22 protein-coding genes are annotated in these 25,105 nt (G+C 70.1%); 9 read left to right on the forward strand and 13 right to left on the reverse strand.

The annotated features are described in order from the left end of the window. Positions 1-3: 3 nt before the first annotated feature. From DXT68_RS14545 to DXT68_RS14560, 4 genes are all read right to left on the reverse strand, one after another. Entirely contained in the window at positions 4-906 is a 903-nt protein-coding gene (locus tag DXT68_RS14545) for a carbohydrate ABC transporter permease (RefSeq protein WP_244268159.1), read from the reverse strand. Then, entirely contained in the window at positions 906-1,844 is a 939-nt protein-coding gene (locus tag DXT68_RS14550; protein WP_045253646.1) for a carbohydrate ABC transporter permease, read from the reverse strand. Before DXT68_RS14550 ends, DXT68_RS14545 begins: the two co-directional genes overlap by 1 nt. Positions 1,845-1,915: 71 nt before the next feature. Beyond that, complete coding sequence (locus DXT68_RS14555; protein WP_045253645.1) at positions 1,916-3,196, reverse strand: ABC transporter substrate-binding protein; 1,281 nt, start codon at positions 3,194-3,196, stop codon at positions 1,916-1,918. A 52-nt stretch (positions 3,197-3,248) separates the two neighbouring features. Then, positions 3,249-5,180 carry a DUF2264 domain-containing protein gene (locus DXT68_RS14560; protein ID WP_045253644.1) on the reverse strand — a complete coding sequence of 644 codons (1,932 nt, stop codon included), beginning with the start codon at positions 5,178-5,180 and terminating at the stop codon, positions 3,249-3,251. A 145-nt stretch (positions 5,181-5,325) separates the two neighbouring features. Between DXT68_RS14560 and DXT68_RS14565 the strand changes: the two genes are divergently transcribed. Both DXT68_RS14565 and DXT68_RS14570 read left to right on the forward strand, forming a co-directional pair. Next, positions 5,326-7,128 carry a heparinase II/III domain-containing protein gene (locus DXT68_RS14565; protein WP_045253643.1) on the forward strand — a complete coding sequence of 601 codons (1,803 nt, stop codon included), beginning with the start codon at positions 5,326-5,328 and terminating at the stop codon, positions 7,126-7,128. After that, positions 7,125-8,213: a substrate-binding domain-containing protein gene (locus DXT68_RS14570; protein WP_045253642.1), complete on the forward strand. Its 1,089-nt coding sequence runs from the start codon at positions 7,125-7,127 to the stop codon at positions 8,211-8,213. The genes DXT68_RS14565 and DXT68_RS14570 overlap by 4 nt, the downstream gene beginning before the upstream one ends. Before the next feature lie 597 nt (positions 8,214-8,810). Here the strand turns inward: DXT68_RS14570 and DXT68_RS14580 are convergent. Then, positions 8,811-9,890 (reverse strand): LacI family DNA-binding transcriptional regulator, encoded by a 1,080-nt coding sequence (locus tag DXT68_RS14580; RefSeq protein ID WP_045253641.1) that lies wholly within the window; start codon positions 9,888-9,890, stop codon positions 8,811-8,813. A gap of 74 nt (positions 9,891-9,964) precedes the next feature. On the opposite strand from DXT68_RS14580, the gene galT reads away from it, so the two are divergent. From galT to galE, 3 genes are all read left to right on the forward strand, one after another. Continuing rightward, a complete protein-coding gene (gene galT, locus DXT68_RS14585) occupies positions 9,965-11,275 on the forward strand; it encodes a galactose-1-phosphate uridylyltransferase (RefSeq protein WP_244268158.1) in 1,311 nt (436 codons plus the stop codon). Further along, entirely contained in the window at positions 11,272-12,459 is a 1,188-nt protein-coding gene (gene galK / locus DXT68_RS14590) for a galactokinase (protein ID WP_045253640.1), read from the forward strand. Before galT ends, galK begins: the two co-directional genes overlap by 4 nt. A gap of 313 nt (positions 12,460-12,772) precedes the next feature. Then, entirely contained in the window at positions 12,773-13,750 is a 978-nt protein-coding gene (gene galE / locus DXT68_RS14595) for a UDP-glucose 4-epimerase GalE (RefSeq protein WP_045253639.1), read from the forward strand. A 7-nt stretch (positions 13,751-13,757) separates the two neighbouring features. On the opposite strand, the gene DXT68_RS14600 is transcribed toward galE, so the two are convergent. The 4 genes from DXT68_RS14600 to DXT68_RS14615 form a co-directional block, all read right to left on the reverse strand. Further along, positions 13,758-15,083: an MFS transporter gene (locus DXT68_RS14600; RefSeq protein WP_045253683.1), complete on the reverse strand. Its 1,326-nt coding sequence runs from the start codon at positions 15,081-15,083 to the stop codon at positions 13,758-13,760. Beyond that, positions 15,080-15,988 (reverse strand): polysaccharide deacetylase family protein, encoded by a 909-nt coding sequence (locus tag DXT68_RS14605; RefSeq protein WP_052677672.1) that lies wholly within the window; start codon positions 15,986-15,988, stop codon positions 15,080-15,082. Before DXT68_RS14605 ends, DXT68_RS14600 begins: the two co-directional genes overlap by 4 nt. After that, positions 15,985-17,124, reverse strand: coding sequence for an ROK family transcriptional regulator (locus tag DXT68_RS14610; protein ID WP_045253638.1), 1,140 nt, complete (start codon positions 17,122-17,124; stop codon positions 15,985-15,987). The genes DXT68_RS14605 and DXT68_RS14610 overlap by 4 nt, the downstream gene beginning before the upstream one ends. A gap of 123 nt (positions 17,125-17,247) precedes the next feature. Beyond that, positions 17,248-18,681: a gamma-aminobutyraldehyde dehydrogenase gene (locus DXT68_RS14615; RefSeq protein ID WP_045253637.1), complete on the reverse strand. Its 1,434-nt coding sequence runs from the start codon at positions 18,679-18,681 to the stop codon at positions 17,248-17,250. Between the two features lie 100 nt (positions 18,682-18,781). Here DXT68_RS14615 and DXT68_RS14620 point away from each other — a divergent pair, with 100 nt between their 5' ends. Genes DXT68_RS14620 through DXT68_RS14630 form a run of 3 tightly spaced genes read left to right on the forward strand, consistent with a single transcriptional unit; the run spans position 18,782 to position 21,028 of the window. Further along, the gene (locus DXT68_RS14620; RefSeq protein WP_045253636.1) at positions 18,782-19,249 is read left to right on the forward strand and encodes an Lrp/AsnC family transcriptional regulator; all 468 of its coding nucleotides are present in this window, start codon (positions 18,782-18,784) and stop codon (positions 19,247-19,249) included. Between the two features lie 28 nt (positions 19,250-19,277). Then, positions 19,278-20,684 carry an NAD(P)/FAD-dependent oxidoreductase gene (locus tag DXT68_RS14625; protein ID WP_115760577.1) on the forward strand — a complete coding sequence of 469 codons (1,407 nt, stop codon included), beginning with the start codon at positions 19,278-19,280 and terminating at the stop codon, positions 20,682-20,684. Then, entirely contained in the window at positions 20,681-21,028 is a 348-nt protein-coding gene (locus DXT68_RS14630; RefSeq protein WP_045253635.1) for a cupin domain-containing protein, read from the forward strand. Before DXT68_RS14625 ends, DXT68_RS14630 begins: the two co-directional genes overlap by 4 nt. Positions 21,029-21,105: 77 nt before the next feature. Here DXT68_RS14630 and DXT68_RS14635 read toward each other — a convergent pair whose 3' ends face one another. Further along, positions 21,106-21,426 carry a TraR/DksA family transcriptional regulator gene (locus DXT68_RS14635; RefSeq protein ID WP_045253634.1) on the reverse strand — a complete coding sequence of 107 codons (321 nt, stop codon included), beginning with the start codon at positions 21,424-21,426 and terminating at the stop codon, positions 21,106-21,108. 454 nt (positions 21,427-21,880) lie between these two features. Between DXT68_RS14635 and DXT68_RS17345 the strand changes: the two genes are divergently transcribed. Further along, the gene (locus tag DXT68_RS17345; protein WP_262492044.1) at positions 21,881-22,015 is read left to right on the forward strand and encodes a hypothetical protein; all 135 of its coding nucleotides are present in this window, start codon (positions 21,881-21,883) and stop codon (positions 22,013-22,015) included. A gap of 91 nt (positions 22,016-22,106) precedes the next feature. Here DXT68_RS17345 and DXT68_RS14640 read toward each other — a convergent pair whose 3' ends face one another. From DXT68_RS14640 to DXT68_RS14650, 3 genes are read right to left on the reverse strand one after another with little or no spacing between them, the layout of a single operon-like run. After that, positions 22,107-23,573 (reverse strand): carboxylesterase/lipase family protein, encoded by a 1,467-nt coding sequence (locus DXT68_RS14640; protein ID WP_045253632.1) that lies wholly within the window; start codon positions 23,571-23,573, stop codon positions 22,107-22,109. Positions 23,574-23,607: 34 nt separating this feature from the next. Next, positions 23,608-24,222, reverse strand: coding sequence for a hypothetical protein (locus tag DXT68_RS14645; protein ID WP_045253631.1), 615 nt, complete (start codon positions 24,220-24,222; stop codon positions 23,608-23,610). Further along, positions 24,219-25,070, reverse strand: coding sequence for a hypothetical protein (locus tag DXT68_RS14650; protein ID WP_156149271.1), 852 nt, complete (start codon positions 25,068-25,070; stop codon positions 24,219-24,221). The genes DXT68_RS14645 and DXT68_RS14650 overlap by 4 nt, the downstream gene beginning before the upstream one ends. Positions 25,071-25,105: the final 35 nt, after the last annotated feature.

Below are 25,105 nucleotides of genomic sequence, written 5' to 3' on the forward strand. Positions count from 1 at the left end.
CGCTCAGCCCTTCAGTCCGCTGGTGGCGATGCCCTCGACGAAGTACTTCTGCCCGAGCAGGAAGATGATCGCGATGGGGAGCACCGAGATCGTGAGTCCGGCGAACAGCAGTGCGTAGTTCGTGTCGAAGAGGTTCGAGACGAAGCTCTTGAGGCCGAGCTGGATCGTCCACAGGTCGGGGTTTCGCAGGTAGATCAGCGGACCGAGGTAGTCGTTCCAGGTGTTCACGAATGTGAGCAGGGTGAGGCTGGCGATGGCGGGGATCGACAGCGGCAGCATGATGCGGCGCCAGATGGCGTACTCGCTGAGACCGTCGAGCCGCGCGGCCTCGCTGAGCTCCTCGGGGATCGTCTCGTAGTACTGCTTCATGAGGAACACGCCGAAGGCACCGAAGGCCTGGAGCAGGATGATCGACCAGAGCGTGTTCGACACCTTCAGATTCGACAGCAGGATGAACTGCGGGATCATGTACGACTGCCACGGCACCGCGATCGTGCCGATGTAGACGAGGAACAGGATGTCGCGACCGGCGAACTTCATCCGCGCGAAGCCATAGGCGGCGAACGACCCGGTGAGCACCTGCAGGAACGTCACGCTGACGGCCAGGAACAGGGTGTTGCGGATCCAGACGAGCATGTTCGACTTCGTCCAGATGTCGATGTAGTTCTGCCACACGAACGTCTCCGGCACCCAGACGACGGGCACTGAGAACACCTCGTTGGCGTTCTTCAGCGAGCTCATGACCATCCAGAAGAACGGCGCGAGGAGGCCGATCGCCGCGATGATCAGCGCGATGTAGCCGAGGGTGCGACCGATCGTGAGCCGGGATCGGGTACGTCCGACGGGAGCGGGGGCGCTGAGCTTGCGCAGCGTGCCTCCGGTGACGAGGACCTGGGTCTCGGTCATCATGCGCTCCGCTTCTTGTTCCAGAGGAACTGGCCGATGGTCACGAGGATGCAGAGGAAGAACAGCGCGACGGCTGCGGCCGAGGCGTAGCCGAACTGCGACTCCTCGAAACCCTTCTTGTAGATGAACTGCGACAGCACGAGGGTCGACTGTCCGGGTCCCCCGTCTGTCATGACGAGGATCAGGTCGAAGATCTTGAACGAGTTGATGGTGAGCATCACCGTGACGAAGAACATCGTGGGTCGAAGCGAGGGGATCGTGATGTTGACGAAGCGCTGCCAGACGCCGGCGCCGTCGACGCGTGCCGCTTCGTGCAGCTCACGCGGCACGGTCTGGAGCCCTGCGAGGAAGAGGATCATGTAGTAGCCCATGTCACGCCACGTGCTCACGATCACGACGGCGGGAATCGCCCACTCGGATGACGTGAGCCACCCTGGGGGCGCGGAGATGCCGATCGCTCTGAGCACCTCGTTGATGGGGCCGTAGTCGGGGCTGAAGAGCAGGTTCCACACCACCGCGATCGCGACGATCGACGTGATGTAGGGGAAGAATGCCGCGGTGCGGAAGAACGCGACGCCGCGGAGCTTGTTGTTGAGCAGCAGCGCCAGACCCAGCGAGACGACGATCGTCAGCGGGATGTGCAGTACCGAGTAGTAGATGGTGTTCCAGAACGCGATATGGAAGCTGCCGTCGCCGAGCAGGCGCTGGAAGTTCGCGAATCCCACCCAATCGGCCTTGCCGAAGACGTTCCAGTTCGTGAACGCCATGTAGAAGAGGATCAGCACCGGAAGAAGGGTCAGGAACCCGAATCCGAGGAAGTTCGGCAGGATGAAGCTCCAGCCGATCAGGGCGTTGCGGCGACGCAGTGCCGAACGGCGGCGGGTCGGCGGCGCCTGCGGCGGCGCTTCGCTCTGGCGCGGGGCCTCTGTCGTGGTCATGTCTCTCGTCTCCTGGATGCTGCGCGAGGTCGGTGTCGGGGGCCGGCCGGGGCGGCCGGCCCCCGAGTGGGTCAGCCGACCTCGTTCTTCACTCGGTCTTCGGCCGTCTTGACGGCGTCGTCGACCGACGACGAGCCCGACATGACCGCCGTGTGCAGATCGGCGAGGATGCCCTGGATCGTGGCCGTCTTGTTCGACGTCGGGTTCTCCGGCAGAACCTCATGCGTCGACCAGGCGAACTTCGACAGATCGTCGGTCGGCGCTCCCTCGACCCCGAAGTAGGAGTCGACGACGGCGTCGTTCGTGAGTGCCGGGGTGATCCCGATCTCGGCGAGCGCCTGCGCGGCCTTCTCCGATGCGGCGAACTCGAGGAACTGCTTGGCGGCGTCGACCTTCGCGGAGTCGATGTTCGCGTTGATGCCGAAGCCGGTCGGGTCACCGAACGTCACCGGCGTGTTGTCGGTGCCGGTGGTCTTCTCGTCGAGCTGCGGGGCGGGGGCGATGCCCCACTCGAAGTCATTCGCCTCGCCCGATGCCTGCTGGGCGATGAGGGTGGCGGTGTACCACGTGCCCATCAGCATCATCGCGGCCTTCTGGGTGCCGAACTCGCCCTGGTAGGTGAGCTGGTTGGCTGTCGAGGTGTTGAAGTCGACCTGGCTGCCTGCGTCCTGCAGGGCCAGCGCGCTGTCGTAGTAGTCGGTCATGTCGCTGAAGTCGCCGTCGAGCACGCTCGTGCCGGTCTGCGCGTTCGCGAAGCCCTGAACCGTCGACTGCCAGCGGTGCAGGTACGCACCCTTGGCCGTGTCGGTGGTGAGGGCCTCCGCCGCGTCCGCGTAGTCGTCCCAGGTCCACGAGCCGTCGGGCTGGTCGACGCCCGCCGCCTCGAAGAGGGTCTTGTTGTAGAAGAGCACCCAGGAGTCCTGGCGGTACGGCACCGCATAGGCGGCACCGTCGACCTCGTAGGAGTCCGTGCCGCTGATGCCGTCGGGCAGCTTCACGTCGGACACGTCGAGAAGCTGACCGCCCTCCTGGAAGGTCGTGACGTACTTGACCTCCTTCTGCGTGATGATGTCGGGGCCCGACCCTGCGGCGAGGTCTGCGGTGACGAGCGTGTTGTACTCGGTCGGGTCGTACTCCTTGAGCTCGACCGTGACGTTGGGGTGGTCCTCCGTGAAGGCGTCGGCGAGCGTCTGGAACTCGGGAGTCGTGTCGATGCTCCACCCCGACAGGGTGAGCGTGACAGGGGCATCGGGGTCGGTGTTCGCTCCGGCGTCGGTGCCGCCGGAGCAGCCGGCCAGGGCGAGCGCCGCGACGGCGGCGATACTGCCGGCTGCGAGGATCTTTCGGTTCATGGGGATACTGCTCCTTTGCAATTGCGGGTACCCAGGACGGGTCGGGTGCGACTCAGGCGAGCCGGTGTTCGGTGGTGAGGGAATCAGGCCAGACCACGGCGATGTCGACGCCGTCGATGCGGACGGAGGGAGCGGAGGTCGGCGCGTGGTCGGACAGGTGCACGGCTGTCACGATCCACTCCCCGACGACGACCGGACAGGTGATCACGGGCACGGATGCCGCAGCGCCGAGCGGACTCGCATCGCGGCGGACCTCGACCGAGGGGATGCCCCCGGGGGTGAGTGCGGCGATCGTGCTGACGCGTCCGAGGGCAGACGACGAGGCGGTGTTCTCCGAGACCGTGTCGTCGACGATGTCCGCGGCGAGCGCCCACCCGCCGATGCGCAGGGCCGTGGGCGCGGCATCCGCCTCGATCCCGTCGATGCGCACGCACCGCACCTCCCACGCACCTCGTACGACCGACCAGGTGGTGACGGTGCCCGCCATGTCGACCTCGCCGGTGATGCCGGAGCCGTGCCGGGTCTGAGTGGTGGCGGGGGCGATCCAGTGCGCGGTCGCCTGCGACCCGGCGACGGCGGCGGCACCGTCGTGACGGATGCCGTGCACGCGCATGCCCGCTCGATGCGTCGCACGCCCGTCGGCATGCAGCAGCGCGACCGACTGCTCGAGGGGCTCGGCCCAGGCGTCGCCGTTCAGCAGCGGGCTCGCGGCGGTCGAGTAGCCGAGACGGGCGTAGAGCGGGGAGTCGCCGACGAGGTCGCCGGGGCGCGCGTGGTCGGATCCGTGGTTGATCACCCGGGCGATGCCGTCGTCGGCCGTCGCGGAGATGATCCATGCCGGGGCCTCGACGACCCGGAGGACGTCTGCGCTCTCGACCGGCAGTGGCTCGGCGGGTGCCGCCCAGACCGGGTGGTCTGCGGGAAGGGCGATGCCGAGCAGTCCCTTCGCCGCCCAGTACGGCGAGCCCGTGCCCGAGTAGTTCTGCGCGAGCCGGCGCCACTCGTCGTGCCACCCGAGGTCGAGGAGTCCCTGGTCGTTCGGGACGCCGTTCTCTGCGAAGTGGCGGACGATGGAGGAGGCCGCACGCCGCAGCTGCGCGGCCGGAACCGACGGGACCTCGGCGATGACACCCGCCCAATAGGGAGCCGCCGCCGCGAAGCGGTATACGAGGCTGCGGCCCTGGATCAGCGGAGACCCGTCGACACCGACGAGGGCGATCGCATCCTGCAGGAAGGTGTCGAGGCGGGCGAGATCGCCCGCGGTCCGACCGCCCGCGAGCTCGGTGGCGCCCTGCATTCGCGACCACAGCACAGGGTAGAGATGCAGCGCCCAGCCGACGTAGTGGTCGTACGAGCGGTCGTCTCCGTCGGAGATCCAGCCCCCCTCACGGAGGAAGGAGTCGTGCTGCGCCAGGTCCTGATCGATGTCGGCCTGAGACCACGGTCCGCCCACCGAGCGCAGGAAGGTCTGCACCACGACACGGAACCACAGCCAGTTGTTCTTCGGATAGCTGTCGTCGCCCACGACGGGGGCGAGGTAGTCGATCAGGCGCTGCCGCGTGATCGCGTCGAGGCGATCCCAGATCCAGGGACGTGTCATGTCGAGGATCAGGGCGATGGATGCCGCTTCGACCTTGGCCTGTGCGTGCTCGTCGAGACGCACCCACCGGTCGGGGCTCTCAGGATCGACGCCTGCGACGATGCCGCGGGAGTAGAAGTCGATGAGATCGTCGACGCCTTCGCCGCGTGCGCCGGCGATACGGAAGCCCGCCAGCAGGAAGGTGCGCACGAACCCCTCGAGGCCGTCGACGTCGATGCCGTATCCGCCCGACGCACCGGGGAGCGTGATGCGGGCACCGTTCTCGGAGGCCCACGGACGGGCTCCGGCGAGCAGGCGGTCGGCGTACGCGAGCAGGTCGTCACGAGACCACTCCGTGTCACGGGGGCTCGCCGCGGGCGCTGCGCCGGTGCGCTCGTACGTCACAGGGTTCTCCTTTGAAGACTGCTTCGAGGTGGACCGCGACGGATGCCGTCTCATTGCGATCGTTGGGAGATTATCATCGCATTTCGATCAAGACAAGACTCAAATACTACTAGATCGATCATTTTCGATCAGCTAGGCTGAGTGCGTGAACACGCTCCCCGCGCCGACCGCCGATGATCGCACCGCCTGGTCGCACATCGATGCGGCAGATCTGCGTCGACGTGCCACCGCCGATCTCGGCACACCCTGGCCTCAGCCCCTCGCCAGCCAGGCGGCGCGGGTGCACCGCGACGGCGACCGGGTCGCCTGGGAGAACCCGGCCTTCGCCCGCCAGCACCGACTCAGCCGAGCCGTCGTCGCCGCAGCCGTGACCCTCGACGACCACTGGATCGATGAGGTCGTCGACGGTGTGCAGCTGCTGTGCGAGCAGAGCTCGTGGTGCTGGCCCGCCCACGATGACACGTTCGACCGACACGGCAGCGTGCTGGCGACGGTGGCCGACCCCTTCCTCGACCTCGGCGCCGGAGAGACCGTCGCCCAGCTCGCCTGGATCGATCACGTGCTCGGCACCCAGCTCGATGCGCGCGCCCCCGGCATCCGCTCCCGCATCCGCCATGAGGCGCAGATGCGCGTCTTCCGGCCCTTCGTCGACCGCCGCGACTGGCACTGGCTGGGCCTCGACGGCGACGTGCACAATTGGAACCCGTGGATCCACTCGTCGGTGCTCACCGCGGCCGTGCAGCTGCATGACCACCCCGACCGCATCATCGACCTGGTCGTCGAGGGGCTCGACCGCTACCTCGTCGCACTGCCCGACGACGGTGCGATCGACGAGGGGTATTCGTACTGGTGGAACGGTGCCTGCCGTGCGCTCGAGGCGCTCGACCTGCTCGAGTACGCGACCGACCGACCGCGCCCCGACCTCGCCGGGCTGCGCGAGACCGTCGCGTTTCCGCACCGCTGTCACCTCGGCGGCGACTGGTACGCCAACCTCGCCGACGGCCAGGCACGCCCGTCGGCCGATCTCCCCTGGCACGCGCTGCACCGGGCCGCCCGGCGGATCGGCGATGCGGACGCCGCGGCACACGCCGCCTCGCACCGCGACGCGGCTCCGTCGGAGTCCGCAGGTCTCGGGCGTCTCGTCCAGGCCCTGACGGATGCCGACTGGCTCGCCGCCGCTCCCGCCACCTCCCCGCTTCCGCGGGATGTGTGGCTGCCCTCGACCCAGGTGCTGCTCGCCCGCGAACGGGCGGGATCGGCTGCAGGGCTCGGCCTCGTGATCAAGGGCGGGCACAACGCCGAGCACCACAACCACAACGACGTCGGCTCGTTCATCGTGACATCCGACGGAGTGCCCGTGATCGTCGATGCCGGGCGGCCGACGTACACGAAAGCCACTTTCGGGCCCGACCGCTACTCGATCTGGACGATGCAGAGCGCGTGGCACAACACCCCCACGATCGCCGGTGCAGATCAGTCACCGGGGCGCGAGTTCCGCGCATCCGACGTCGACGTCTCGGTGACGGATGCCGTCTCGTCGTTGGCCCTCGGGCTCGCCAGCGCCTATGAGGTCGACGGGGTCACGTGGCGGCGCACCGCCACCCTCGACCGTGCGAGCGGAATCGTCCGGGTGTCCGACGAGCGGGACGCACCGGCGTCGGATCGGCCCACCACGCTCAACGTCGTCGTCGCCGGCGCCGTGTCCGCCGTCGACGACGGCGTTCGTGTCGTGCCGCTCGACGGGGCGACGCCCGTCGTGATCCGTTGGCCCGCCGGCATCCGCTCCGCCCATACGGTGCGTGTGCTCGACGACCCGATGCTCAGCGACGTCTGGGGCGAACGACTCACCCGCATCGAACTGGACGTGAGCGCGCACGGTACAGCGTGGATCACGGTAGAAAGAGACGACGCCACCCCGGGAACGGGTGACAGCGAGGACGACAGATGACCGATCAGCAGCACGCTCCGCTGGCGCCTGCGCGTCACGCGCACATCCTCGCCGCCCTCGAACGCGACGGGATCGTGCGGGTCTCGCGCCTCACCGAAGAGCTGGGCGTCGCCCCGGTGACCCTGCGCCGTGACCTGCAGCAGCTCGAGGAGGAAGGTCGCCTCGAGCGTGTACACGGAGGTGCCGTGCCGGCTCAGGTTCCGGATGCCGCGGCGCCCGGACCGGCTCGGACCGGCGGCGCGATCGGCGTGCTGGTGCCGTCGCTCGCCTACTACTGGCCCGGTGTCGTGCGGGGGATGGAAGCCGAGGCACGCACACGCGGCCTCCGCCTGGTGCTGCGCGGAGCCTCGTACGAGCTGCAGGACGAGCGCCCGGTGCTCGAGCGACTCCTCGCCGCCGACGACATCCGGGGCCTCATCGTGGCGCCCAACCCCGATGTCACCCACGCGCAGGACGTGGTGCAGTGGCTCGACGCCTCCGGCATCCCCTCGGTGTTCGTCGAGCGCGATGCCGTGGTCCTTCCCGATCGCGCCCCCGTCGAGAATGTGACCACCGACCACGCCCTGGGCGCCATTCTCGCCGCCCGCCACCTCGCGAGTCTCGGCCACCGCCGGATCGGACTCATCCTGTCGCGGGAGTCGCCCACAGGCCGCAAGATCCTCACCGGGTGGGCGAGCGCCTGCGAGGAACTGGGCCTGGCCCCGGCCGACCATTTCGAGAGCCTCTTCCCCGACCGCAACGGGCCGGGCTTCGCGACCGCCGTCAACGCCGCCATCGACAAGGCGCTCGACGCCGGAGTGACGGGGCTGCTCATCCATTCCGACCCCGAGGCGATGGCGTTCATAGACATCGCGCTGAACCGTGGGCTCTCGGTGCCCGACGATCTCTCGGTCGTCGCCTACGACGACGAGGTCGCCCAGCTGTTCACACCGGCACTCAGCGCGGTCAGCCCGCCGCGTGCCGCCGTCGGTGCCGCCGCGATCGACCTTCTCGCCAAGCGCATCGCCGATCCGTCGCGTCCCGTGCATCGGGTGTCGCTGAGCCCGACGATGCACGCCAGGCAATCGTCGGCGCCTCCCGCCTGATCTCAGCCGGTGCGGGAGCGGGGCCGGGTGCGGGTGGTGCGGGTGCCACGCGGGGCCACTTACGCACCCGCCGCTCCAGGCGGGGCCACTTACGCATCCGCCGCACCAGGCGGGGCCACTTACGCACCCGCCGCGCACGCGGGGCCACTTACGCACCCGAAACCGCCGTTTCCGATGCCGAACTGACCCCGACCACAGGCCCGGTGCGCTTTTGACCCCGCACCGCGACGGCGGCGACGGCGACGGCGACGTCGACGACGACAGCGGCGGCGGCGACAGCGACAGCGACAGCGACGGACGCGGGAGAACGAGTCCGGATGCAGCGCCCTGCGGCCCCACTTACGCACCCCCCGCTCCAGGCGGGGCCGCTTACGCACCCGAAACCGCCGTTTCCGATGCCGAACTGACCCCGACCGCAGGCCCGGTGCACTTTTGACCCCGCACCACGACGGAGACGGATACGGGGAGACGGAGACCGAGACGGAGACGGATGCGACGGGGGAGACGGATGCGACGGCTTCGGAGACGGCCGCGGGCCGACAGACGCGACACCGACGGACGCGGGGAACGGGTGCGACCGCGGCGCCCGAGGACGGGTCAGCGGGTGCTGGCGCGCTCGATGAGCAGGGTCGGAACGACGGCGGATGCCTCAGGCTCCGGCGCACCCTCGATCTCGGCGACGAGCAGGCTCACGGCGCGATGCGCGAGAGCCGTGAAGTCCTGCCGGATCGTGGTCAGCGGGGGGCGGTAGTTCGCGGCATCCGGCACGTCGTCGAAGCCGATCACGCTGACGTCCTCCGGCACTCGGCGCCCGGCGTCGGCGAGCGCCCGCAGCAGCCCCAGCGCCATCTGGTCGTTGGCGCAGAAGACGGCGGATGCGGTGAGCACCGCGTCTCCGGCGAGGAACCCCGCCTCTGCGGTCCAGTCTCCGCGCACGATCGGCGGCGGCTGCACACCCGCGGCGACGAGGGTGTCGCGCCATCCCCGCTCGCGCTCGCCCGCGGCGAACGAGTCGGCCGGTCCCGCGAGGTGGTGGACGGTCGCGTGCCCGATCTCGAGAAGATGCGCGGTCGCGACCGCGGCCCCTCCGACATGGTCGCTGTGCACGACCGCGAGGTCGGCGGCGCCCGGGGCATCGACCACGACGAGCCGGAGACCTGCGGGCCGGTCGGCCGCGGGAACGAGCGCCGACGCCTCGTTGAGCACGATCGCGCCGTCGACCTCCTGTTCCACGAGCCGCTCGAACGCGTCGGCGACGGTGTCGCCGGAACCGTTGCCGCTCGCAGGGACGCCGACGCGTTCTGCGGTGGTCGACGCGCTGGCGCCGGCCGTCACGAGCGTGAGCGCGTATCCGCGTTCGGCGGCCGCCTCGGCGGTGGCCTGCAGCATCCGCGAGTTGCCGACCGTGGCGAGCGTGGTGACGACGAGACCGATGGTCTGCGAACGGCCGGTGCGCAGCGCGCGCGCCGCACGGTGGGGCCGGTAGCCGAGCTCGGCCATCGCGGTCTCGACACGCTCTCGGGTCGCAGGATCGACCCGCGGACTGTCGTTGACGACGCGCGAGACGGTCTGTCCCGACACGCCCGCGCGAGACGCGACCATCGCCATCGAGACGCGCCCCGATGCAGGGCGGCGACGTCGCGGGGCATCCGGCGCGCGCAGCGGGTCGTCGCCCATCCCACTCACCCCCGCGTCGCGTCCACAACTCAGCAGTGTTGACGTTACCACGGCCCTGTGCGTACCATGTTTACGTGAACACGCACGAATTGCCTGAGTTGCGAACCGAGACCCTCTCCGCGGGGATCACCAAGCGCGCGACGACCCTCGCCGACGGCCGCGAGCTGATCTACTTCGACGACCCCGACACGACGCTCGGCGCCGAGCGCGCGGTAGACTCCCGCACGCTCGACCCGCGCGGCGCCACCGCCACGATGCGCCTCGACGTGCTGACCGGCGACTGGATCACGGTCGCCGCGAACCGTCAGAACCGCGTCATGATGCCCAGCGCCGATGCCGACCCGCTGGCCCCGCAGTCCGCGACGAACCCGTCGGAGGTGCCGTCGATGTACGACGTCGCCGTGTTCGAGAACCGCTCCCCCGCGTTCGGCCCCGCGCTGGCCGAGGCGGTCGGCTCCGCTCCCGAGGCATCCAATGCCCCGCGCGGCCTCGACGATCTCGCGGCCCTCGGACTCGGGCGCACGCGCACCTCGGTCGGTCGCTGCGAGGTCGTGTGCTTCAGCCCCGAGCACACCGGATCCTTCGGCACGCAGTCCGTCACCCGCGCGCGCACGGTCATCGAGGCCTGGGCCGACCGCACCGCCGCTCTCTCGCAGCTCCCCGGCATCGAGCAGATCTTCCCGTTCGAGAACCGCGGCGAGGCGATCGGCGTCACCCTGCCCCACCCGCACGGTCAGATCTACGCCTACCCGTACGTCACACCCCGCACCACACGACTGCTCGACTCGATCGACCGCACCGCCCCCGACCTGTTCCAGCACATCCTCGAGTCCGAGCAGGCCTCGGAGCGGGTCGTGTTCCGCGGCGAGCACTGGACCGCCTTCGTGCCCTTCGCCGCGCGGTGGCCCCTCGAGGTGCACCTGATGCCGCACCGCCACGTCGCGGACTTCGCCGAGACGACCGAGGCCGAGCGCGATGAGCTCGCGCCCCTCTACCTGCGCCTGCTGCGCGGCGTCGATGCGCTCTACGACACCCCGACCCCGTACATCGCGGCGTGGCACCAGGCCCCCGTCCACGTGGGGCGCGACAGCGTGCGCCTGCACCTGCAGCTGACCAGCCCCCGCCGCGCCGCCGACAAGCTCAAGTTCCTCGCCGGATCCGAAGCCGCGATGTGGGCCTGGGCCGCCGAGGTCACCCCCGAGCAGGGCGCCGCCCGCATCCGCGAGGCGATCGCGAAGGCCGACGCCGCCCACGGCGACGCACTCCGCACCGCACACACCGAACACACCGCACACACCACAGACACCACGGACACCGCACACACCGCAGACACCGCAGACACCGCAGACACCGCAGCAGACACCGCAGACGAGGCATCCGCATGACCCCCACCACCGCCGCGCAGGCGACCGCCCTTTTCACCGACCTCACCGGCCGCACTCCCGACGGCGTCTGGTCGGCTCCTGGGCGCGTGAACCTTATCGGCGAGCACACCGACTACAACGACGGTTTCGTGCTGCCGTTCGCGATCCCCCACCGCACCTACGCGGCCGTCGGGGTCCGTGACGACGGCCTGGGTCGCGTGTGTGTCGCATCCACGTTCGCCGACGAGCCGGTCGAGGTCGCCCTCGACGAGCTCGACGCGCTGTTCCCCACCCCGACCGGCACCGCCCCGCGCGTGCCCGAATGGGCCGCATATCCGCTCGGAGTCGCCTGGGCGCTGCGTCAGGCCGGTGCGGAAGGCCGCGGACTCGACATCGCGATCACCTCCGACGTCCCGGTGGGCGCAGGGCTCTCATCGTCCGCCGCGATCGAGGGTGCGACGGCATCCGCGCTGAACGACCTCTGGGCCGCCGGGCTCGACCGCACGGCCCTCGCGCGGATCGGCCGCCGTGCCGAGAACGAGGCCGTCGGCGCCCCGACCGGCATCATGGATCAGATGGCCTCGATGCTCGGTGAGCCCGATGCCGCCATCTTCCTCGACTGCCGCTCGCTCGACGCCGTGCTCGTGCCCGTCGGGATCGCCGAGGCCGGTCTTGCGATCCTCGTGATGGACACCCGCGTCACGCACGCCCACTCCACCGGCGGCTACCGCGAGCGCCGCGCCGCGTGCGAGCGGGGAGCCGCCATCATGGGCGTGCCGAGCCTGCGCGACGTCTCGGTCGGCGACCTGCCTCGCGCCGAGGAGCTCATGGACGACGTCACGTTCCGCCGCGTGCGGCACGTGGTCACCGAGAACCAGCGCGTGCTCGACACGGTGCGGGTGCTGCGCGAAGACGGTGCCCGTGCGATCGGCGACCTGCTCGTCGCTTCGCACGCCTCGATGCGCGACGACTTCGAGATCTCCGTGCCCGAGCTCGACACCGCGGTCGAGGCAGCCCTCGCCGCCGGCGCGATCGGCGCGCGGATGACCGGCGGCGGTTTCGGCGGCGCCGCGATCGCGCTGATCGAGCAGGACTCGGTGCAGCAGGTGACGGATGCCGTGAACGCCACGTTCGCCGCATCCGGTTTCACCGCCCCGGTTGTCTTCACCGTCACGCCGTCGGCGGGCGCGCACCGCGACTCCTGAGCCCGCCCGATCTGCGGAGCCCGTCCCGATCTGCGGAGCCTGTCCGGATGTGCAGCGCAATCCGACGTCTGAACCCGCCCGATCTGCGGAGCCCGTCCCGATGTGCAGCGCAACCCGACCGGTCGATCCGCAGATCGGGACCGAGCCCGCAGATCGGGACCAGACGGGACCGGCCCCGCAGATCCGGACCAGACAAGACCGAGCCCGCAGATCGGGACCAGACGGGACCGGCCCCACAGATCCGGCCCCGCCAAGACCGGTCCCGCAGATCGTGACCTGAGATACTGAACACTTCCCCACCCTGAGGAGCACCATGTCCTGGATCGTGACCGGCGGCGCCGGCTACATCGGCTCGCACGTCGTTCGCGCACTGGCGGATGCCGGGCTCACACCCGTCATCCTCGACGACCTCTCGAGCGGGGTCGCCTCGTTCGTGCCCGAGGGCGTGGCCTTCGTGCAGGGCAGCATCCTCGACCGCGCGCTCGTCGAGAAGACGCTGCGCGATCACGACGCCGAGGGTGTCATCCACGTCGCGGGATACAAGTACGCCGGCGTCTCGGTGCAGCGGCCGCTGCACACCTATGCGCAGAACGTCGAGGGCACCCGCGTGATCCTCGAGGCGATGGATGCCGCGGGCGTCGCGAACATCGTGTTCTCCTCGTCGGCCGCCGTGTTCGGCACGCCCGATACGGCGCTCGTCGTCGAGGACACCGCCAAGAGGCCGGCGAGCCCGTACGGCGAGTCGAAGCTCATCGGCGAGTGGCTGCTGCGCGACCAGGCGATCGCGACCGCCGACTCCGACGCCCCGCTGCGGCACACCTCGCTGCGGTACTTCAACGTCGTCGGGTCGGCCGATCCGACCGTGTACGACGTGAGCCCGCACAACCTCTTCCCGATCGTGTTCGAGAAGCTGATCGCGGGCGAGACCCCGCGCATCAACGGCGACGACTACGACACCGAAGACGGCACGAACGTGCGCGATTACGTGCACGTCGGCGACATCGCCGCCGCACACGTCGCGGCCGCGAAGCGTCTCGCCGGCGGCGAGCCGATCGAGGCCGCGTACAACCTCGGCTCGGGCGACGGCCTCAGCGTGAAGCAGATCATGGATGCGGTCGCCCGCGTCACCGGCATCGACTTCGCCCCCGAGATCGGCCCCCGGCGCCCGGGCGACCCCGACCGCATCGTGGCCACCGGCGAGCTCGCTGCCCGCGACCTCGACTGGAAGATGCGGTACACGGTCGACGAGATGGTGCGCACCGGCTGGGAGGCGCGTCAGGCCGCGTCCTGACGTCGGCTCAGAGGTCGCGCGTGCGGATCGGGTAGAGCCAGAAGCACAGCCACGCCAGCGCGGCGAAGACGAGCGGCACCACCGCGACCATCACGCGGATCCCGCCGTCGACGGCCTCGGGCTGCGCATCGCCGAGCGACGCGTCGAACCCCGACGCCGTGAGCACCACCGCGGCGACGACGGCCTGCAGGACCACCGAACCGCGCACGACGAAGCCGTTGACCCCGAAGTACGCCCCCTCGCGGCGATGCCCGGTGCGCACCGCATCGTCGTCGATGATCTGGGCGAGCACGACCTCGAGCAGCTGCAGCAGCCCGCCGACCCCGACGCCGACCGCGACGCCGACCAGCGCGGCCGCCATCACGCCGGAGGGCAGCAGGTAGCCGAGTACAGCGAGGCCGAAGACCGCGACGCTCCACAGCATCGCCGTGCGCGGCGACGTGCGGCGCACGACCGCGCTCCACAGCACGATCGAGGGGATCGCCGTCACGAAGATCGCGCCCAGCAGCAGGCTCCCCTCGCCCTCCTCGGCGCCCAGCGAGTACCGCACGTAGAAGGGGACCGCGGCGAGGATCACGGCGATCGACGTCTGGATGAACAGCGAACCGAGCACATACGGCACGAACGCGCGGTTGGCGAACGTGTACCGCAGCTGGTCGCGCCAGCGCATCGCCTCGGAGGCCGCCCGCGGTACGTCGCGCTCGATCATCCCGCCGAGGAACGACACGACGAGCAGCACGAGGCAGATCCCCGCGAGCACGAGCGCCATGCCCGACCAGCCGATCCAGCCGTAGAGCCGGGGCGCCCCTGCGGTGCCCAGCACGATGCCGAGGATCGCGAAGATCTGCCGCGGCACGTTGCCGCGCGCCCGTTCCTCGGTGGTGCGGAAGATCTCGGGGAACAGCGCCGAGATGTTCAGCACCACCACCACGAACGCGACGTCGTAGACCGCGACGACGACCAGGAACCAGACGATCAGCCCTGCGGCGGGCAGCGGCGGCGGCATCCAGACCAGGGCGAAGGCGACGACGAGCGGCACGATCCCCAGACCGATCCACGGGATGCGACGACCCCAGCGACTGCGGATGCGGTCGGACAGCGCCCCGACGAGCGGATTGAGCGCGGCGTTGAGGATGCCGTGGGCGATCATCGCCGCCGCCACCCAGGTGGGCTCGACGCCCAGGCGTGTGACGTAGAAGTACACGACGAACGCCGAGAACGTCTGCGTCATGAGCTGCGTCGGGAATCCCGAGACCCCGAAGGCGATCGACTGCCTCCTCGTCGGCGCGGACTGCAGGCGCCGGTCGCGCAGTGACGCGCGCAGCGAGGTCATGGGCGACGGCTCCGCTGCAGGTCGCGCAGCGCGCGCCATCCGATCCTGACCAGTCTCTCGTCGGCGATCGCCTGCAGCACCGCGGGGTCCGACAAAAGACGCAGCTCGTGTCCGCGCTTGACGGCGCCGAAGTCGACCACCGCGCGAAGTTCGTCGTCGTCGACCATCGGATGCAGGTAGATCTCGGTGACCCCGGCGGGCACCGCGCGCAGCAGGGCGATGAATCCGTCGCGCACCTGTTCGTACGACTCGTCGGGCGCGGCGTCGAACGGGTGGCTCCACAGCCGGTCGATGATCTCGACGCCGAGCGCGTCGGCGCCTGCGGCCGCCTCGGTGAGCTTTGCCTGCAGGGCCGCATCGTCTGCCGTACCCTCCATGCTGCGCGGGAGGCGGAACGGCAGTCCGTGCCGAGCGGCGAGCGGGAGCACCTGCGCGAGGAAGTCGCGACCGGTGAGCAGCCCGTAGACCGATCCCATGTGGTTGTCGAGGTGGGTGACGTCGACGCCCGCATCCAGCGCGCTCTGCAGCTGGGCGGCGACCTCCGCCGCCACATCGGCGTCGGAGGCGCGCTGCTCGATCGAGAGCACGTCGGCGGGGAAGTACCCGGCGGCGTCGACCAGGCTCGTGCCGCTCCCGGTGAGCGGACGCCACCGGTAGTCGGTCCACTCGCTCGTGAGCACGAGGTGCACGCCGACGTCGAGGTCGGTGCGCGCCGCCGCGAAGGCCAGCGCCTCGGGAGCCCACGCGCACGGCACCATCACCGTGGCCGAGTCGATGTGCCCGTCGTCGAGCAGCCCGGTGATGGCCGCGTTGGCCGCGTGGCACATCCCGAAGTCGTCGGCGTTGATGATGACGGCACGAGCACCCGCTGCGAGGCCGAGGCGATCGGCCAGATCGGAGATCACCGGCCGCTCCGCTCTGAGCCGGGAAGAAGGCGGGTGAAGATCGTCGCCCGCAGCGCCGCGGTCGCTTCGCCGACAGCGCCGACGAGCGGAGCCTCGGGCCCGAACGACGAGGCGAGGATGCTCAGCGGCAGCCGGGGTGCGAGGTTCTCGGCCGCTCTCGCCGTCGCGTCGACCATCGCGGGATGCGCCGCGGATCCGCTGAGGATGAACGCCTGCGGATCGAGCACGAGCGCGATGGTGCCGGCGATCAGCGTGAGCCTGCGCCCCATCTCGGTCGCCATCGCGCACGCTCCCCGGTCGCCGTCGGTCGCGGCGTCGAGATGCTGATCGATCGTCAGCTCGGGGTCGCGCCCGTGGGCGAGGGCGAGATCGCGCACCACGTCGTCGCCGAGCACGGGGGCGCCGATCGGCACCGGCGTCTGCGGCAGGTACATGACCTCGCCCGCCACTCCGGAGTAGCCGCGGTGCAGCCTGCCGTCGATGACGATCCCGGCTCCCAGCCCCTCGTCGAGCAGCAGCAGCGCGAAGCTGTCGAGGTCGGCTCCGGTGCCCGAGGTCAGCTCGGCGAGAGCGGCCAGGTTGACGTCGTTCTCGACGCGCACAGGGCACCCGAGCCTGGTGGAGAGCGCATTCTTGAACGCGCCCCCGTCGGGACCCTGATCGTCGCGGATGCCGCCGTCGGCGGTGACGATCCCGGGGATCCCGACGACCGCCAGCTGCACGGTCGCACCCACTGCCCGGCGGCACGCGTCCACGAGTTCCGCGATGTGGGCGACCCGGTCGCTCCGGGCCGGGAAGGGCGCGTGGTTCTCGGCGCGTACCGCACCGGTCGGATCCACGAGCACGACGTGCGCGGCATGCACGTCGACGTGCACCGCGGCGGCGACCCCGAGCTGCGGATGCAGACCGACTCGTCCGGCAGCCGGGCCACGGGTCTCGCGATCCACGCCGGCCGGTGCGACCGCGGCCGCGCTCTCGAGCATCCGCAGCACCTGGGTCACCGCGGTGCGCGACAGTCCCGTCTCGGTCATCAGCTCGGTGCGGGTCTGGGGCCCCCGGCGCGCGAGCGTCTCGAGGATCGCACGCCCGTTGAGCGTGCGCAGCAGGCTCTGCGGTCCTGCGAGCGGTCGTGCCATGCGGATTCCCCCCGGAGTCGGCCTCCGCCCCAGCATGACACATCGTGTCTCACCGATGCACGCCCGATCGTGAGCTCCGAACGGCCCTCTTCCGAGACACCGGACTCCGGACGTGCGACCCGCTCAGTCGAGCGCCGACATCACGTGCTTGATGCGCGTGTAGTCGTCGAAGCCGTACTGCGAGAGGTCCTTGCCGTAGCCCGAGTGCTTGAATCCGCCGTGCGGCATGTCCGACACGAACGGGATGTGGGTGTTGATCCACACGCATCCGAAGTCGAGGTCGCGCGAGAAGCGCATCGCACGGGCGTGATCGGTCGTCCACACCGACGACGCCAGCGCGTACGGCACGTCGTTCGCCATCTCGAGCGCCTGCTCGGGGGTCTCGAAGGACTGCACTGTCAACACCGGTCCGAAGATCTCGCCCTGCACCGCCTCGTCGTCCTGGTGCAGCCCCGAGACGATCGTCGCCTCGAAGAAGTACCCGGTGTCGCCCTGGCGCGCGCCGCCGGTCTCGATCCTCGCGTGCGCGGGCAGCCGGTCGATGAATCCCTGCACCTGGGCGAGCTGGGCCGCACTGCTGAGCGGTCCGTAGAGGATCCCCTCCTCCTGCGGACCGCCGGTGCGGGCAGCCGTCTTCGCCTTCTCGACCAGCGCCGCGACGAACTCGTCGTGCACCGACGAGTGCACCAGCACCCGGGTGGCGGCGGTGCAGTCCTGCCCGGCGTTGAAGAAGGCTCCCGCGATGATGCCGGAGGCCGCCTTGTCGAGGTCGGCGTCGGGGAACACGACCGCCGGCGCCTTGCCGCCCAGCTCCAGATGCACCCGCTTGACGTCGTTCGCCGCCGACCGCGCGACGGCCATCCCGGCGCGCACCGATCCGGTGATCGCCACCATCTGCGGCGTCGGATGCTCGACCAGCGCCACCCCGGTGTCGCGATCGCCGAGCACCACGTTGAGCGTGCCGGCGGGGGTGTGCAGCGCGACGATCTCGGCCAGCAGCAGGGTGGTCAGGGGCGTCGACTCCGCAGGCTTCAGCACCACCGTGTTGCCCGCGGCGAGCGCGGGGGCGATCTTCCACACGGCCATGTTCAGCGGGTAGTTCCACGGGGTGACCTGGCCGATCACGCCGATCGGCTCTCGGCGCACGAACGACGTGTGCCCGGCGAGGTACTCCCCCGCGGCACGCCCCTCGAGGCTGCGCGCGGCACCGGCGAAGAAGCGCAGCTGGTCGATCGACTGCACGATCTCGTCGTCGACGAGGGTCGACCTGGGCTTGCCGGTGTCCTTCGACTCCAGGTCGGCGAACTCCTCGGCGCGGGCCTGCATCGCGTCGGCGATGCGGAACAGCGCGAGCTGGCGGTCGGCGGGGGTGGTGTCGCGCCAGATCGGGAACGCCGCAGCGGCCGCGGTGTAGGCGGCATCGACGTCGGAGGTGTCGGAGACGGGCAGCTCGCCGTAGCTCTGCTCGGTCACGGGGTCGATGAGAGGCATCCGCCCCTGGCCCGAGACGGCCACGTAGCGGCCGCCGATGAAGTTCTGGAGGAGTTCTGTCGCCATGCCCGCCATGCTAGCGATGCGCTTGCGAATACAGAAGAGTCTTTTGATCTGGGCGATGGAATCAGTTGCCATGGGGCATTCATCCTGTCAATATCGACACATGAGTGCGACGCCGAAGCAGCCGGTCCTTGATGACATCTCGAAGCGGATCGTCGAGCTGCTGCAGGAGGACGGCCGCCGGCCGTACGCCGAGATCGGTCGGGAGGTCGGGCTCAGCGAGGCTGCGGCACGCCAGCGCGTGCAGCGGATGACCGAGGCCGGGATCATCCAGATCGTCGCCGTGACGGATCCCATGCAGCTCGGATTCCACCGGATGTCGATGATCGGCATCCGCGTCACCGGCGATCCGCGGCTGATCGCCGAGGAGCTCACGAAGATCACCGAGCTCGCCTACGTCGTCGTCACGCTGGGCACCTTCGACATCCTCGTCGAGGCGGTGTGCGAGAGCGACGCCGACCTGCTCGACCTCATCGCCACCCGCATCCGCACGATCCCCGGGGTCATGCACACCGAGAGCCTGCTCTACGCGGGGCTCTACAAGGACCTCTACAACTGGGGCACGCGCTGAGGCGCGGGCCCGGAAACCGGGAGTGATCATGGGAACCACCGTCTTCGAGCGCCGTCTTCCCGCGCCGGTCGCGATCGAGCGGTCGCTGCGCGACACCGTTCTCGGAGTGTTCTGGCTCGACGATGTGAAGCGCCCCGAGCATCCCGTGCTGTCGGGCACCGTCACCGCCGACCTCGCGATCGTCGGCGGCGGCTACGCGGGGCTGTGGACCGCCGTCCGCGCCAAGGAGCGCGACCCCGATCGCCGTGTGGTGCTGCTCGAGGCCTCGCGCATCGCGTGGGCGGCCTCCGGTCGCAACGGCGGCTTCTGCGAGGCCAGCCTCACGCACGGACACGAGAACGGCCTGACGCGCTGGCCCGACGAGATCGACCGCCTCGAGGAGCTCGGGCGCGAGAACCTCGACGGCATCGAGGAGACCGTCTCGCGGTACTCCCTCGACGTGGACTTCGAGCGCACCGGCCAGCTGGCGGTGGCCGTCGAACCGCACCAGGTCGAGTGGCTGCGCGAGGAGGAGGGCTTCCTCGACCGCGACGCCGTGCAGGCCGAGGTGCACTCCGACACGTTCCTCGCCGGCGCCTGGGATCGCGAGGGCTCCGCCCTCGTGCACCCCGCCAAGCTCGGACTCGAGCTCGCGCGGGTCGCGATGCAGCTGGGCGTCGAGATCTACGAGCACTCGCTCGTGCGGGCGATCGAGGGCGACGGCGCAGGCCCCGTGACGCTCGTCACCCGGGAGGGCGGGCGGGTCGTCGCCGATGCCGTCGCCCTCGGCACGAACGTCTTCCCGTCGCTGCTCAAGCGCAACAGGCTCATGACGGTGCCGGTGTACGACTACGTGCTGATGACCGAGCCGCTGACCGACGACCAGCTCGCCTCCATCGGGTGGTCGAACCGGCAGGGCCTCGCCGACAGCGCCAACCAGTTCCACTACTACCGGCTCACGGCCGACAACCGCATCCTGTTCGGCGGCTACGACGCCGTCTACCACTTCGGCGGAAAGGTGCGGCCCGAGTACGAGGACCGGCCGGAGAGCCACCGCAGGCTCGCCTCGCACTTCTTCACGACGTTCCCGCAACTCGAGGGCCTGCGCTTCACGCACCGCTGGGCGGGGGCGATCGACTCGTCGAGCCGCTTCTGCGCGTTCTTCGGCACCGCCCGCAGGGGCCGGGTCGCGTACGCCACCGGATTCACCGGCCTGGGGGTCGGCGCCGCGCGGTTCGCCGCGGATGTGATGCTCGACAAGCTGTCGGGCGAGCCGACCGAGCGCACCGAGCTCGCCATGGTGCGCGAGAAGCCGATCCCGTTCCCGCCCGAGCCCCTCACCTCGATCGGCGTCAATCTCGTGCGCGCGGCGATGGACAGGGCCGATCACGACGAGGGCAAGCGCAACCTGTTCCTCAAGACACTGGATGCCGTCGGCATGGGCTTCGACTCATGAGCACGCGTGCGCCCGGCGAGGCAGTGGATGCCGCGGCCCTTGCGCTCGTGCACGCGCCCCTGCCTGCCGATGAGGTGATCCTCGGCCGGCCGACCACCGCCGTGCATGCTCTGACGACGGTCGGCGACGTCGAGGTCGGCATCTGGGAGATGACGCCGGGCACGGCATCCGACACCGAGGCCGATGAGGTCTTCGTCGTACTCGCCGGTCACGCCCGGATCGAGTTCGTCGACCCGCCGCTGCCCGCGATCGAGGTCGCCCCGGGTTCGGTCGTGCGTCTGGCCGAGGGCCAGCGCACCGTGTGGACCGTCACCGAGACGCTGCGCAAGATCTACATCGTCTGAGGATGAGCCTGCGGCGCACCGCGTCGCGCGCCGCTCGCCGCGCGCCGCGTCGCGCGTCGCGCACCGGGCGCTCGGGGTCAGGCCGCGTCGACGCGACTCTGGCAGCCGATGCAGGCGGATGCCTGGGGCAGCACCTCGAGGCGGGCGGGTGCGATCGGCTCTCCGCATCGCCCGCAGAGCCCGTAGGTGCCCGCGGCGACCCGTTCCAGCGCATCGGTGAGCTGGCGGATCACTGCGCGGTGCGACGCCGCGGTCTGATAGGCGACCGGGTCGACGGTCGGGAGCGCGCGCGGTTCGAGTTCACGCAGAACCGTCTCGCGATCGCGGAGGAGGCTCTCGAGTCGGGAGGCGATCGCCGCGGACGGCGGGAGGTCGGCGACGGGGGTGAGATCGGGCATGTCTGCTCCTTGCAGGCGGAAGGACGCCGCAGGCGCGGCGTCTCGGGGCTGTCGCAACAACCGGGGTCAGCGGTCGACGCGGTCGCGGCGCGGGATCAGAAAGAGATCGGCAGTCCGCGGAGGGTGATCAGCCGAGGCGGAAGAACCTCGTGCCGGCCACCGGCGATATCGACCGCTGTCGTCACCACGGAAGCGTCGCGAAAACGCTCACTGCGCGGCGAAACGGTCGATATCGTCATGTGCATCACCATAGCCGGATGCCCGGGAAAAGCAATTCGGTAAAACCCGGACGTGGCGGATCATGCATTTATCGATGACGTGATGCGTAAATGCCTCAGCGCGCACAGCAATGCGGAGTGAGGAGAAGATTACCTCGTCAGAGGCGATTTGACTTCCTGTACCGGCGGGCTATGGTCAGAGGACGCACGCCAGCCACGAGGGGAAGCGAGTTCTCATGTCCGCAAAGACACCACACGTCCGAGGGTCGAAAAAGGCCCCGCAGATGACCATCAAAGAAAAGCGCGCCGCAAAACGCGAAAAGCGCGAGCCGGAGGAATTCCTGAAACCGCGCAAGGCCGCCGCGCGCTGACCCGACCACCGCTCGATCACGGCGATGGCCGGCCGCACACCCCGGCGGGAGCGGCCGGCCATCGGCCGTGGCGGGTCGGCGCCAGAACGCCTCAGATCAGAGCGCGCACGGACGCGTACGCATCGGAGACATCGCGGGTCTGCACGTCGTAGACGCGCACGGTGCCGGCATCGCCCTCGTGCCTCGACCACCCCGGATCTCCGGTGGCGACGAACGCGACGGCCCCGCCGTGCAGCTCGTCGGCGAGAGCCTGCGGCGGGTTCGGCCCGGCCAGCGCCTCCATCGACGGCCCGTCGAGGCAGTCGAAGAAGAACGGCACGTCGAGGCAGTGCTCGGCGAAGCCGAAGTGACCGGACGGCCAGGAGAACCGGTAGAGCCAGGTGGGCGCATCCGCCCTGTCGGCGGCGATGCGCGGCACGGTGCGACGGAACATCCCGTCGGTGAGCACACGCCCCGCCAGCCGCGCCTTGCCGAGACGGACGACGTCGGCGTTCGCCGCGAGATACTCGGCACGGATGCTCCCGCGCAGCCCGAGCCGGTTCAGCAGCACCGACTGCGGCACCCAGCGCAGCGCTGTCGCGGCTGTGCCCGTGAACGCCATGGTGAACTCGTCGTCGGCCGCCCCGATCACGAGCGGCTTGTCGGCGCCGACCCCGGCACGCAGCGACTCCCGGGTGGGCCGCGGCAGCAGGTCCCCGTCGATCGCCGGCCCGAGGGGAAGGCCCTCGTCGATCATCGTCGTCATCGACGACGGCCCGAGCCTGGTCGCCTTCTTCTGCAGCGCGAGCAGACGATCCTCGCTCACCGTCGAGAAGCCGGCCACCGTGGGCTCGACACCCGCCGCAGCGGCGAGCGCCCGCCCGAACGCCTCGGCCCTCGCAGGTGCGACGTCGCCGAGCGCACCCGAGATCGCGTACACCCCGTGGAACAGGTGCTGCGCCGCCTCCATGCCGAGCAGAGTGAGCACCGCCCCTCCCCCGGCGGACTGGCCGGCGACGGTCACGCGGCCGGGGTCTCCGCCGAACGCGGCGATGTTGTGCTGCACCCAGTCGAGCGCGAGCAGCCAGTCGCGCACTCCGCGGTTCGACGGGGCATCGGCAATCCACCCGAAGCCGTCGAATCCGAGCCGGTACGAGATCGACACGGTGACGACGCCATCTCGAGTGAAGTTGCGCCCGTCGTACCACGGGCTCGCGGGAGAGCCGGCGAAGTATCCGCCGCCGTGTATCCAGACGAGCACGGGCAGCCCTGCTGCTGTCTGGTCGGGGGTGAAGACGTTGACGTTCAGCGTCGAGTCGCCCTCGATGCTCGGCTCGGGAATGAGCGTCACCCCGGGGTCTCCGCGTTGCGCGGTGGCGGCGAACTCGAGCGCATCGCGCACGCCGTCCCACGGCGCCTTCGGCACGGGCGCCTGGAACCGCAGATCGCCGATCGGCGCCTCAGCGAACGGGATGCCGAGGAACGCCGCCGAGCGCGGGGCCCCGCGACCTCCCGTGGTCGGGCGCCAACGCCCTCGGACCCGCCCCGCGGCGGTCTGCACCTCGACGTACTCGGTCATGCCCCTCACACTCTCACGGCGAGGGGCCGACGGACTACGACGCGGGCTTCGCGGTGACGATGATCCTCGGCTCTACGTACCCGGCCTGCTCCAGCTGTGCCGTGATCTCGGCGCTGTAGGCGTCGAGGTCACGACCGTCGAGCACGCTGATGTCGCCGAACACGGCGGCCGCCTGCACCTGGAACGTCTCGTCGAACTGCACCCCCGGGTCTGCCAGCGTGTCGAGCCACACCTGCACCGCCGCGAAGTAGCGATCGGCGCGCTCGGGGTCGTACCCCCGCCACTCGAGTGTCGTCGACCCTGCCACGGCTCCCTGCTGCCCGGATCCCTGTTGCGTGTGACTCATGAGCAGCCGCACCGGCATGGTGCCCAGGGGCGACTCCTCGACGATCGGCAGCGCCTCCTCGATGAACGCCCGCGTCTCGGCATACGACATGTCGCCCAGCCGGGCCTCGAGCACGATCCCGTCGAAGGACGACCTGACCTGCACGTCGTCGGGGGCGGAGTCGAGCTCGTTCACCGCTTCTGCCACCGGCGCGGCGAAGGACTCCGAACGCTCGTCGGGGGTCGCGAACTGCGGCCCACAGCCCGTCAGCAGCAGCGCGGCGACGGCGGCCGCGGCGGCGATGGCCGCGATCCGCCGGCTCATTCGGCCACCCCGTACAGCGTGGTCTTGGAATCCTTCGGAAGCGCGGACCTGTCGGTGTGGATCACATTCACGGCGGGGCCGAGCACCCCTCTGTCCGTGAGCACCGCCATGATCTGCGCCGCCTGCTCGGCGGTGAGGCCGGCGTCTCCGACGAGAGAGACCCAGGTCTCGTCGGGAGTGAGGCTCACTCTGGCGCTCGTCAGGTAGTCCAGACTCGCCAGCTCCTCACTCGGTTCGATCCACGCGTCCCCGAGATCGGCGCGACCCGACTTGTTCGAGATCGAGGCGCGATCGACGGAGGCGTACAGCGACGGCGGGGCGTCGGAGTAGGGCGGTTCGCTCACGGACTGCTCGATCGCGCCGTAGGTCTCGGCCAGCGTCTTTCCGGCGTCTCCCTGCCCCTCCGAGAACACCGCCAGGGTTCCGGCGCCCGCCCCCTCGGAGGCGGTGACGTAGCTGACCTGGGTGAACCCGTCGTCGAGCAGCCCCGCCCACAGACGGACGTCGTCCTCGAAGCGGTCGGGGTCGTCGTAGCTCGTCGTCGTGAACGTCGTGTTCACGTAGGGATCACCCGGGTACACGGCGACGATCTCGAGGTCGCGCGGGCGGTCCTCGCCCATCCCGTCGACGATGTCGCGCACCGCGAGCGCCGTCGTCACGATCTCGTCCTCCGGCGCATCGGGGTCGATCTGCACGAAGTGCTCGTACGGCGCGACGAGGACGCCGGGAACCTTCTCGACGTCGAGCATCGCATCGACCGACGCGGGATCCGCGTCGCCCTCCTGCCCCGCACAGCCCACCAGTGTCATCGCGAGCGCGATGACGACCACCCCCCGGATACGTCGCATGCGTCGAGCCTATCCGGCACCCCCGATGCTCCAGG

Source organism: Microbacterium foliorum (assembly GCF_003367705.1).
GTDB classification, from domain to species: Bacteria; Actinomycetota; Actinomycetes; order Actinomycetales; family Microbacteriaceae; genus Microbacterium; species Microbacterium foliorum.